This is a genomic window from Catenulispora rubra (assembly GCF_015356825.1).
GTDB lineage: Bacteria > Actinomycetota > Actinomycetes > Streptomycetales > Catenulisporaceae > Catenulispora > Catenulispora rubra.
Genome location: NZ_JAACYW010000358.1, coordinates 1 through 11,025 on the forward strand (window position 1 = coordinate 1; position 11,025 = coordinate 11,025).

Sequence of the window (11,025 nt, forward strand, 5' to 3'; positions counted from 1 at the left end):
GTGCGGTTGCGGCCGGGGGCGGCGCGGCTCTTGGTGGGGCGGATGCCGGTTGACGAGGTGCGGGATGTGCAGGTGCCGTTGGAGTCGGTGGCCTCGGATGTCGCGCGGGTGAAGGAGTTGGCGGCTGCGGCCGATTCGCCGGAGGCGGTGGCGGGGGTGCTGGAGAGGTTCGTGGGCGCGCTGGCGTCGCGCTATGAGCCCGACGCGGCGGTCGAGCAGGTGGTCAGGATGCTGCGAACCGGGGCTGTGCCGCCGCATGTGCCGGCGTTGGCAGATGCGGTCGGATTGTCGGAGCGGCAGTTGCGGCGGCGGTTCACGGAGGCGGTTGGATACGGGCCGAAGACCCTGCATGGCATCCTGCGTTTCCAGCACGCGCTGCGACTGGGACGTGCCGCACCGGACGCCGGCCTCGCCGATGTCGCCTACCAGGCCGGGTATGCAGATCAAGCGCATTTCGCGCGCGAAGTGCGGCGGCTGGCCGGGGTGACGCCGACCGAGCTGCTCGGAATCGGCTGAGGCGCGTCAGCAAAACCAGCGGGCTGGCTCAGCCGAGCGAGTAGGGCTAGCCCCATTCTCCGCACCACCACGGCTCCGCAGAATTGATCACGTCGCAAAGCCCTGCTTCGCGACGCCACCTACTGATCTTCTACGGGGAGCCATCATGAAACCTCTCGCAAGCCGCGCCGCGGTCCTCGCCATCGCCTGCTCGACGCTCGCTGGCCTGACCGCCATCTCGGGCGAAACCGCCTCGGCAGCGAGCACGGCGCCCGCCTTCCCGCCCCTGAATCCCGCCGCGCTCGAAGCCGCGATCCAAACCCAACCCACCGACAACGCCGCCGGCGACATCGTCCGCGTCGGTGAGCCGGGCGCTCTGTGGACGGGGTCCACCCTCGACGCCGAGACCGGCCGCCAGATCCCGCCGGACGCGCACTTCCACGCCGGGAGCATCGCCAAGACGTTCGAGACCGTCGTGATCCTGCAGCTCGCCGCCGAGGGCCGCATCGACCTCGACCAGAGCATCCAGCACTACATGCCCGGCCTGCTGCCCTGCACCTTCGCGCCGATCACCGTCCGCCAGCTCATCACCTTCACCAGCGGCCTGCCGGACGTCGACGAGGGCGCGCCGCCGGCGAGCGCCGACCAGGTCATCGCCACGCGCTACACCTACCGGACGTTCGACCAGATCATCCAGGAGACCCTGCGCCCCACCGGCCGGCCGTGGCCCGGGCCGCACTTCGCGCCCGGCACCAAGCAGGAGTACAACTCCCTCGGCTTCCGGATCGGCGGCGCGCTCGTCGAGCAGATCACCGGCCACGCCTACAAGCAGGAACTCACCGCACGCGTCCTGCGGCCCCTGCACCTGACGCGGACCTCGGTCCCCGAGAACGACCCCGTCATGCCGCGCCCCTACCTGCACGGCTACATGACCGACGACGAAGGCCAGCCGATCGACGTCAGCGAGCAGGGCGGCGACCCGTCGAACCTGATCTCCACCCCCGCCGACCTGGACCACTTCATCACCGCGCTGATGCAGGGCCGCCTGCTGCCGCCGGCGCAGCAGAACGAGCTGTTCGCGATCCCCACCGACAGCGCCGGCCAGCCCCTCCCCTTCGTCAACGGCAGCTCCTGCCCGAAGGCGGCCTGCTTCGGCGCCGGGCTGATGTCCACGAAGCTGCCGAACGGCGTGGTCCTGTGGGGCAAGACCGGGCACGACGACGGCTACGCCAACGGCATGTTCGCCACCAGGGACCTGTCGATCCGCGCGGTGTACTCGGTGTCGAACCTGAGCGTGGACTTCTCCGCGCCGAGCCCGCTCAGCCAGCGCCTGATCGAAGCGGTCCTGGCACCTGCGGACTGATTACAGCCGCCCAAAGCCCCGCAGCACCCGCAGCGCCTTCACCGTGGCCCCGGGCCGAGCCTCCACCTCCGTGGTCGCCGACCACTTCGCCCAGGTGATCGGCCACGCGCCGTCCGAGTCCTGCGACGCCGCCAAATGGTCCAGACTCCGCCGCATCTCCTCGTCGCTGAACCAAGCCCGAGCGAGACTGTCAGGGCTCGGCGCGTAGTCGTACGCCAGGTGGTACTCCCCCGGCGCGTACCCCGGAGCGACCGGCGTGTCCTCGGGACGCGCCGGGTCCAGCAGCACCATCCGCTGCTCCCGCAGCAGCTTGCCGAGCCGGTCGGCCTGCTCACGGGCCCAGTCCCGGTCCGGCGCCGCCTCCAGGAACATCAGCGCCGACTCCACTCCGTAAGGGTGCGTGTGCTCCATCGCCTCCACTCCCTGGCGCGCGAACTCCACCGCGCCGGGGATCCAGGGGTGCGTGACCCCGCTGCGCAGGACCGGACCGAGGATCTGCCCGGTCGACAGCAGGTCGGCGACCGGTTCACCGGAAACCGGCAGCCACGGCGGACGCGGGTAGGCGCCCAGCGTCGGCAGCACCGCCGGCACGCCGCCCTCGGCGGTGGTCACCGTGCTCAGCCAGTCCAAAATGGGCACCACAGCATCCGCGTCGAGCCGCCCGGCGTCCTCCAGAATCATCAAGGCCGTGGCAGCGGCCAGCGGCTGCGGCTCGGGCCCGCGGATGTCCGGTTCGAGTCCGTACGCATAGGCGCCCGGCCCGGCCTCGTACGCAGCGAGCGCCGCCGCCAGCCCGGAGCCGTCAGCGACACGGCCGAAAAGGACCTCGAAACGACGTTGTTCGAGCACCCGGCCCGAGGTCCACAGGAAGGTCTCGGCACGGCGCAGGATCGCGGGCGCCCCGCCGCGATCGGCGATCCGGCCGGTCTTGTTCGCGTTCATGCAGCTGAAGCTACGCCGGGGCGCCCGGGGCGTCTTGAACGTTCCGGCCATGGTGCCGTACACCACAGCCGCCTCGCACGACAGGTGCAGGGTCCTGCTCTAAGGTCGGCTATGACGTAGCAGTGAACATGTTCCAGTTTCGTTGGGAGCCATAGTCGTGAGTGCACCGCATATCGGTTACGCCGCCATGTTGGAGCAGTTCGGTCCGATCGAGGTCACGGAGTACTCGGCGCTGGCCGAGCAGCACGGCTTCACCGGGACCATGGCCGCCGACCACTTCCAGCCCTGGGTGCCGCAGCAGGGGAACGCCCCCTTCGTGTGGAACGTGCTGACCGCCATCGGCGAGCGCACCACCACCGACATGGGCCCCGGCGTGACGTGCCCCTCGTTCCGCATGCACCCGGCGATGGTGGCGCAGGCGTCGGCGACGCTGGAGGCGATGTACCCGGGGCGGCACTGGCTCGGGCTGGGGTCCGGGGAGGCCCTGAACGAGCACATCGTCGGCGGGTACTGGCCCGAGGCGCCGACCCGGGTCGCGATGATGTTCGAGGCCATCGAAGTGATCAACAAGCTGTTCACCGGCAAGGACGTGAAGCACTCCGGCAAGTACTACACGCTGGAGACCACCCGCCTGTGGACGCTGCCCGCCGCGCCGCCGCCGATCTACATCGCCGCCGCCGGCCCCTACACCTCGCGCAAGACCGGTGAGCTGTGCGACGGCATCATCACCCCCGGCGCGGCGCACTCCAAGGTGGAGGGCGTGTTCCGGAACTTCGCCGAGGGCGCGCGCAAGGCCGGCAAGGACCCGGACACCATGCCGAAGATCCTGCAGCTGCACCTGTCGTGGGCGCCGACCGACGAGGAGGCGCTGGCCAACGCCGTGACCGAGTGGCCCAACGGCGGGATGAAGTTCCCCAAGCAGGACATCCGCTCGCCGTTCGACTTCGAGCAGATGGCCAAGCTGGTGCGGCCGGAGGACTTCGAGGGCCGGATGGTCATCTCCTCCGACCCCGACGTGCACCGCGCCTCCATCCAGGCCTTCCTGGACCTCGGCGTGGACCGGATCTACCTGCACAACGTGGGCCGCAACCAGGCCGAGTGGATCGAGGTCTTCGGGCGCGAGGTGCTGCCGAAGCTGACGCGGTAGGCGCTGTTCAGATCGTGTGATGGTGGGCCGACTGGCCCGGATGGCTGACATCCGGGCCGTCGGCCCGCGCTGTGCCGCAACCTGGCGCGCCGATGTTCGTTGACGATCACCAAAGGGGCACTGTGTTCGCCCCGATTCCTGATCTCGTCGACTCCACAAGGACATCCATGCACGGGTTCGTGAAGAAGGGTCTGCTGCTCTCGCTGGCCGCGGGCTCGCTGATGGTCGGCAGCGCCGGCGCGGCCGCGGCGGCCGACTCGGCCACCACCGAGGGCGCCGCCGCCGACAGCCCCGGGCTGGCCGCCGGCAACGTCGCGCAGGCTGCGGGCGACGTGCCGGTGCAGGTGTGCGGGGACGCCGGGTCCCTCGCCGGGGCGGTGAACGACGCCCTGGAGAACCGCTGCACCACCTGGGACAACCGCTCCTCGATCCGCGGCGCGGCCGCGAACGACCCGGGCGCGGTGTCCGGCGACGTCGTCGGCGCCGCGCTGAACACCCCGGTGCAGGGCTGCGGCCTGACCGGGACGGCCGCCGGCGTGCAGTCCGACGCCGCCGGGAACTCCTGCGACGACGTGGACACCTCGGCGAAGGCCTCCGCCGCGACGTCCAACGACCCCGGCGCGGTGTCCGGCGACGTGGTGCAGGCCTCGGTGAACGCGCCGGTGCAGGTGTGCGGTGACGCGGTGTCGGTGGGCAGCTTCGGCACCGGCGCCGAGGACAACCACTGCGTGAACGGCTGAGCCGAGCTCGGGACCGAGCTCCACACCAAGATCCACGCCGAGCTCGGAACCAAGCTTGGAACCATGCTCGGAACCGATCTTGAGACCGAGTTCGAACTGAGCTTGATCTGAGGTCCGGCTGAGGTCCGGCTGAGCTTGTTCCGGGCTCGCGACGGCCTCGCGACGGCCTCGCGACGGCCTCGCGCCGACCTCGAACCGAGCACGCATCGGGCACGTCACGCTCCCCTTTCCCGGCTCCGGCCCTCGCTGCGGCGCATGCGAGAGCCGGAGCCGGACTTTCCGGGGTCTTTTGATCGCTCTTTCGAGGGAACAAGGGGTTGGCGCGGCGCGTACTCCCCGCCGTCGGCAGCACACTGACCGTCAGATCCGCAGCCCAGCGGGGCGCGGCGAGATGGGGAGGTGGGGGCGCGTGGCGACCCGGCACAGGAAACCCGGTCCGATACGCAAGACCGCTGAGACGCTGCTGGGCGGTGCCGCGGGCATCGGGGCGGTGACCGCGGTGGCCACCGTGCTGCACACCGGCGCGGGCGCCCCCGCCGCGGCGGGCAGGTCCGCGCACTCCGCTCCGGCGCAGCCCGGGGCGTCGACGTCCGGCGCGGGCGCCGATCCCGCGGTGGCGGTGACCGGCGACACGCCGGTCGCGGACACGGCGGCGCCGGGAGACCCGGCGCCCGGCGGGAACGGTTCGGTGACACCCACGGACGTCGGCGGCACCGGTCCGCGCATACAGTACGAGCCCACCCACGCGGCCCCCTCGACCTCGCGCACCTACGGGACGAACGAGCCGCTGCCGACCTCGCAGGCCACGACCACGCCGCCGCCGGTGACCCGCTCGCGGCCCTGGACGCCGCCGAGCGGGCAGCCGAGCCAGCCGAGCCAGCCCGGCCAGCCGCCGCAGACCCCCAGCGGCCCGAGCAGTCCGGTCGGCACACCCGGCGGCCCGACCTCGACGCCGACGTCCTCGCCCTCGCATCCCGGCGGCAACGGAGGAAACGGTCCGGGCGGCGGGAACGGCGGCGGCGACGGCGGACTGGGCGGTCTGCTCGGCGAAGTGCTGGGTACGCTCGGATCGGTGACCAACACACTGCTCGGCGGACTCGGAAAGCACTGATCAGCCGAGATAAGGCCCTGTCAAACCCCACCAACCCCGGCAGCCCCAGCTTTGTCAGTGGTTTGACATTCCTGCCGGCTGCGGAATCATGGTTCTGGTACCACGTTCGGTTTCCGCACCTCGGCGCGATAGCCGTCGCGCCCTCGACTGGCTACCTTGAACTGCACGAGTGCGGAGGCTGAGACGGGAGCGGAGGATGACGCGGCGGATCGGGCCGGCGGTGGGGCGCTGCCGTGCTGCCCCGTCCGGCCCGGCGGCCTCCGCTCCGGGGCGCTCCCGCCCCGGCCCCGCCGTGAATGACATTTCCCTGATCTGTGTTCGCATTTCCCAGATCTGTATCCGTATTTCCAAGATCTCGGCGTCCCGGTGCCACGATCGGGGGCACCAGCTATCGCCGCGGCCACTCCGGGGCACCACCTCCAAGGCCGGGCCGCTGGTCGGACGGCCACCCGACCGGGCGGAAGCGCCGCGCCGGATGGGGCAAACGACCGCGCACGGTGAGGATGTGTCGGCATGATTGTGTCTGGGCCCCCGCCGGGGTCCGCACGGACCACCCACAGGACGGCGGGAATGGCGTCGGCGTTCGACCTCTCCGGGTTCTCGGTCACCGACATGGTCGTCGCCTCCGGCGAGCTGCGAGCCGCCACCGCCGGGGCCGCCTCCATGGAGGAGGGCTCCGCGGCCATCGTGGAGTGGCTGCGGCACGCCTTCACCGACCCCGCGACCGGCCGGCCGGCGTTCGCGCTGGCCCGCATGTTCCACACCGTCACCTGGGACCGCCTCACCCCCGACCTGCGCTCCTACGTCAACACCCGGGACCCGGCCGCGGCCGCCAACGACGACGGCCTGCCCTACCTGACCCTGCTGGCCACCTCCGGCGACCACCCGCACTGGGCGGACCGCCGCAACAGCCGCGACCACCAGGCGATCCCGCTGTCCGCCTCGGACGTGGTGCGGCGCGCGCCGCTGGCGCTGGCGCTGCTGGACCGGCTGCTGGGGTTGCAGCCGGCGGCCGAGCCGATGGTGACGCGGCCGCACGGAGTCGGCGGCGGTGTCGGCGGTGAGGGCTCGGGGCTGTCGGCACGGCTGCGGGACCGGTTCGACGTCTTCCACGTGCCCGAGGCGTTGGGCAGCCCTTATGTGCCGACGCCGGAGTTCGTCCGCGACTACCAGATCCGCTCGGCGATCGCGCTGGGCGCGGTGCTGGATTCCGGCGGGCCGGATCACCCGGATCTGCCGGGGGTGCGGAACACGTCCCTCTACACGGCCCTGCTGTATTCACGGGTCCGGATCCCGGCCGAGACCGCGACGCATTTCCGGACGCTGGCCGCAGCGATCCGGCTGGCGCTGACGCCGCTGCTGGCAGTGCCCTTGTTCGCGCCCTCTTCCCCGGCGGCCGGGCACCAGGTGTTCGGGGCGCGCAACGGGAACGGGACGAGCCCGGCTATCGGCGGCGGCGTGAACGCCAATCCGGCCGGGAACGGCATCCCGGCGCCCGGGCCTTCGGGAAACGGGAACGGCAACGGGCACCGGCCGTCGGTGACGCTGGTGCCGCAGCAGGCCTCCGCGCCGCCTCCGTCGTCCTCCTCGATGCCGGCCTCGCCCGGCGACGGCGGCGCCGCGGCGCTGGCCGCCGAGGCCGAGCTGCGGGCCTCGCAGCGGCGGCTGACGCAGGAGACCCGGATCGTCGAGACGCTCTACATGATCGGGCAGTCCCTGCACCGGGAGCTGGACACCCGCAAGATCGCCAAGCTCGCCACGGACGCCGCCAGCACCGCGATCGACGCCGAGTTCGGGACCTGCTTCTACACCCTGACCTCGACCAACGGCCAGGCGCAGACCCGGTTCGCGCTGGCCGGGACGATCCCGGCCGAGCGCTTCGAGAACCTGCCGATGCCGCGGCCGACCTCGCTGGTGGGCGCGGCGTTCCCGGGGACGGCGCCGATCCGCTCCGGCGACGTCACCGCCGATCCCCGCTACGGCCAGCGCGCGCCGTTCCACGGCCTGCCGCCGGGGCATCCGCCGGTGAAGTCGTTCCTGGCGCTGCCGATCACCACGATCGGCGGCACGGTGCTGGGCTCGATGTACTTCGGGCACTCCGAGCCGAACCGGTTCACCGAGCGCGACGAGCAGATCGTGAAGGGCATCGCCGGGCAGGCGGCCTCGGCGATGGACAACGCGCGGCTGTACCGGCTGGAGCGCGAGACCGCGGTGGAGCTGCAGAACTCGCTGCTGCCGGCCTATCCGCCGCAGCTGGCGGAGCTGGAGATCGCGTTCACGTACCTGCCCGGGGCGCAGGGCACGCAGGTCGGCGGCGACTGGTTCGACGTGATTCCGCTGTCCGGCGGCCGGGTGGCGCTGGTCATCGGGGACGTGATGGGGCGCGGGATCCGGGCCGCGGCGATCATGGGGCAGCTGCGGACGGCGGTGCGCGCGTACGCGGTGATGGACCTGCCGCCGGGGCAGATCATGCACCTGCTGAACCGGCTGGTCTGCACGATGCCGGCCTCGGCGGCGAGCAGTTCGGCGGCGCTGAACGCGCTCAGCGCGACCGGGACGCACCCGGCCGGGATCGGGGCGCTGGGGCCCGCCGACGACGGGGTCGCCGAGCAGATCGCGACCTGCGTGTACGCCGTCTACGACCCGGCCGAGGAGGTGCTGACCTGGGCCAGCGCCGGACACATGCCGCCGGCGCTGATCACCCCGCAGGGGTCGGCGAGCCTGCTGGAGGACGACCTCGGGATGCCGCTGGGCATCGAGGAGGCGGTGTTCGACGAGAAGATCCAGCCGCTGGCCGGCGGCAGCAGGCTGCTGCTGTACACCGACGGCCTGGTGGAGTGCCACAACGCGCCGCTGACGGAGCGCCTGAACCGGCTGTCGACAGAGCTGGTCCGCACCGACGACGGGCCGCTGGCGGCGTCCTCCGCCCCGCTGGGATCGGAGACGGTGCAGCGCACCTGCGACCGGCTGCTGCACGCGATGCTGTCCGGCGACGAGCACGACGACGTGGCGCTGCTGATGGTCCGGACCCGGCCCACGCGCATCCGCAAGGCGGCACTCGACCTGGACCCGGACCCGATGGCGGCGCGGGCGGCGCGGCGGTTCGTGACCTCCACGCTGGCCGAGTGGGACCTGGAGCACCTGACCGACGACGTGCTGTCGGTGGTGACCGAGCTGGTCACGAACGCCACTCAGCACGCCGCGACGACCAGCCAGCTGGCGCTGCGCTCGCACCCGGGGCGGCTGATGGTGGAGGTCGCCGATTGCGACGGCCGGATCCCGCGGCCGGCGGTGACGCAGGTGATGGACGAGCGGCACCGGGGGTTGTTGATAGTCGCGCAGCTGTCGCAGCGGTGGGGGGTGCGGCCGACGGACCGCGGGAAGATCGTGTGGGCCGAGATGGGCGAGGGCACAGCGGAGTAGCGCGCTGCGTTACGAGTCAGGCTGAGAAGACTGTTTCAGCGGGGCCGGGCTGCGCCGCACCGAAATCCGGAGCTCAGCCCTCGTCCTTGCCCTGCGTCTCGTAGGTCTTCATCTGCTTGACCTTCGTCTCCTTCGCCAGCGGCGCCCCGCCGCTGATCCCGGCCGCGATCGACGTGGTCGAGGCGGCCTGCGCCACGGTCGTGCCGAGGTCCGTGTAGATCGGCGCCTTGGCCGCGCGGAAGGCCCTGCGAAGCCGCGTGAAGAACTCCATGCTCCGCAGGCTACACGCTCGCCTACAGCAAGGGCCGGAGTTCCTCGCGCACCCTTCGCTCGACCACCGCGAGCGCCAGGTTGGCGTCCTCGCGGGCGAAGGGGGCGCCCTCGCGGTCCACCAGCGGGCCGCGGGTGCCGGGCCAGCCGCCGGCCACGCCGAGTTCGCGCAGCGACGTGCGGGCGCCGTTGGCGGCCGGGAGACCGCCGGCCGCGGCGCGGTCGAGGGTGGCCCGGCGGTGGCGCCAGCGCCAGGGGTCCGCGGCGGCTCCGGCGGCGGCGCGGGGGGCGGCGAACAGCAGGCGCGGGACGGCTGCTGCGGCGTGCCAGCCCTCGACGAGTGCCGCGGAGACGCCCAGGCCCGGCAGGCGGTCCACGCCGCGGTAGCCGGCCGCCACCGGTTCCAGGACCAGGCCGTGGATCTCGACCAGGGCCAGGCCCGGCGCCGCCGAGGCCGACAGGTAGACCGTGACCACGGTCTCGGCCGGGTTCGACATGATGCGGAAGCGGCGGAAGACGCGCGGGTTGGCGGTGCCGCGCGGGGAGGGCAGCAGGCGCAGGGAGGCGTCGGTGGTCTGGCCGACGGCCAGGACCGGGCCGGTGGCGACCACGAAGTCGTCCCAGGCCACCTTGTCCAGCAGGCCCTCCGGGCCCAGGCCCGGCACGCCCGCGGCCAGCCCCTCGGTGACGCGCTCGATCAGGTCCTCGACGTCGTAGCGGATCGGGCCGGTCTCCAGGAGCCAGCGGCGGCGCAGGACCTGGCGTCCGGAGCCGGCGAAGGGGCGCGCCGGATCGGCGAGGACCTGGCGGTCGGAGGCGGCGCGCGCCGCGAGTTCGGCGAGCGCGCGGCGGGCCCAGACGGTCTCGGTGGTGACCCAGCGGTGCGTGCCGAAGCGGTCCCGGCGCAGCTTGTCGACCAGGACGTGGCGGGTCGCCAGGCGTTCGGCGACGACGATCAGCCAGGCCGTGAGGATCCCGGCCAGCGGCACGAAGATCCACGCCACGAACGGGGATCCGGGCCCGGCATCGTGGAAGCGGTCCGGGACGCCGAGCCCGAAGGGCCGGGCCAGACCGGCGGCGGAGGCGATCGCCCCGGCGCCGGCGACGCCCCAGACCAGGGCCACGAACCGGGCCAGCGGAGCGAACGCGGGTGTGACGGCAGGGGACGGAGACAGCGACTGCGGCCGCGCCTCGGTGCTTTCCGGGCCGGTGCCGTCGGTCCCGTTGCCGCCGCGCGCGGTGCCGGCGCCGGAGAGCAGCAGGCGCAGCCCGGCGCCCCAGACGAGCCAGACCCCGACGGTCCAGACCGACACCAGCAGGGCGACGACGATCAGCGCCACGAGCGCCAGGTCGCGGTGCAGGCGGCGGGTCCGGGCGGCCAGCGCGTGCCGGAGCACCAGGACCTCGTCGACGCCGGTGGAGGGGGCCGGGGCGCGGCCTTCGTCGAAGACGAACTCCTTCAGGGCGCGGCGGGTCAGGGCGGTGTCGAGGTGGACGGCCGCGCAGAGGTAGCGGGTGGCTTCGTCGCCGGGGG

9 protein-coding genes are annotated in these 11,025 nt (G+C 72.6%); 6 read left to right on the forward strand and 3 right to left on the reverse strand.

The window, feature by feature from the left end:
- Together GWK61_RS48470 and GWK61_RS48475 are read left to right on the forward strand one after the other, a co-directional pair.
- The coding region (locus GWK61_RS48470; protein ID WP_194920260.1) for a helix-turn-helix domain-containing protein at positions 1-516 on the forward strand (516 nt) is incomplete at its 5' end.
- A 145-nt stretch (positions 517-661) separates the two neighbouring features.
- A complete protein-coding gene (locus tag GWK61_RS48475; RefSeq protein ID WP_194920262.1) occupies positions 662-1,858 on the forward strand; it encodes a serine hydrolase domain-containing protein in 1,197 nt (398 codons plus the stop codon).
- Here GWK61_RS48475 and GWK61_RS48480 read toward each other — a convergent pair whose 3' ends face one another.
- A complete protein-coding gene (locus tag GWK61_RS48480; protein ID WP_194920264.1) occupies positions 1,859-2,800 on the reverse strand; it encodes a hypothetical protein in 942 nt (313 codons plus the stop codon).
- Between the two features lie 157 nt (positions 2,801-2,957).
- Here GWK61_RS48480 and GWK61_RS48485 point away from each other — a divergent pair, with 157 nt between their 5' ends.
- From GWK61_RS48485 to GWK61_RS48500, 4 genes are all read left to right on the forward strand, one after another.
- Positions 2,958-3,947, forward strand: coding sequence for a TIGR03557 family F420-dependent LLM class oxidoreductase (locus GWK61_RS48485; RefSeq protein ID WP_194920273.1), 990 nt, complete (start codon positions 2,958-2,960; stop codon positions 3,945-3,947).
- Between the two features lie 167 nt (positions 3,948-4,114).
- Positions 4,115-4,687 (forward strand): chaplin, encoded by a 573-nt coding sequence (locus tag GWK61_RS48490; protein ID WP_194920275.1) that lies wholly within the window; start codon positions 4,115-4,117, stop codon positions 4,685-4,687.
- Between the two features lie 409 nt (positions 4,688-5,096).
- Complete coding sequence (locus GWK61_RS48495) at positions 5,097-5,798, forward strand: RodZ family helix-turn-helix domain-containing protein (RefSeq protein WP_194920284.1); 702 nt, start codon at positions 5,097-5,099, stop codon at positions 5,796-5,798.
- A gap of 570 nt (positions 5,799-6,368) precedes the next feature.
- The gene (locus tag GWK61_RS48500) at positions 6,369-9,221 is read left to right on the forward strand and encodes an ATP-binding SpoIIE family protein phosphatase (RefSeq protein WP_194920293.1); all 2,853 of its coding nucleotides are present in this window, start codon (positions 6,369-6,371) and stop codon (positions 9,219-9,221) included.
- A 73-nt stretch (positions 9,222-9,294) separates the two neighbouring features.
- Here the strand turns inward: GWK61_RS48500 and GWK61_RS48505 are convergent, their stop codons facing one another.
- Together GWK61_RS48505 and GWK61_RS48510 are read right to left on the reverse strand one after the other, a co-directional pair.
- Positions 9,295-9,492: a hypothetical protein gene (locus GWK61_RS48505; RefSeq protein ID WP_194920295.1), complete on the reverse strand. Its 198-nt coding sequence runs from the start codon at positions 9,490-9,492 to the stop codon at positions 9,295-9,297.
- A 22-nt stretch (positions 9,493-9,514) separates the two neighbouring features.
- Positions 9,515-11,025 (reverse strand): AbeC-like domain-containing protein (locus GWK61_RS48510; protein ID WP_228564185.1); only part of this gene is annotated, 1,511 nt, incomplete at its 5' end.

Excerpts from the sequence above, each read along its gene's own strand:
- GWK61_RS48500 (WP_194920293.1), top strand. The coding sequence starts at position 6,369 with ATGGCGTCGGCGTTCGACCTCTCCGGGTTCTCGGTCACCGACATGGTC.
- GWK61_RS48475 (WP_194920262.1), top strand. The coding sequence starts at position 662 with ATGAAACCTCTCGCAAGCCGCGCCGCGGTCCTCGCCATCGCCTGCTCG.
- GWK61_RS48505 (WP_194920295.1), bottom strand. The coding sequence starts at position 9,492 with ATGGAGTTCTTCACGCGGCTTCGCAGGGCCTTCCGCGCGGCCAAGGCG.
- GWK61_RS48490 (WP_194920275.1), top strand. The coding sequence starts at position 4,115 with ATGCACGGGTTCGTGAAGAAGGGTCTGCTGCTCTCGCTGGCCGCGGGC.
- GWK61_RS48480 (WP_194920264.1), bottom strand. The coding sequence starts at position 2,800 with ATGAACGCGAACAAGACCGGCCGGATCGCCGATCGCGGCGGGGCGCCC.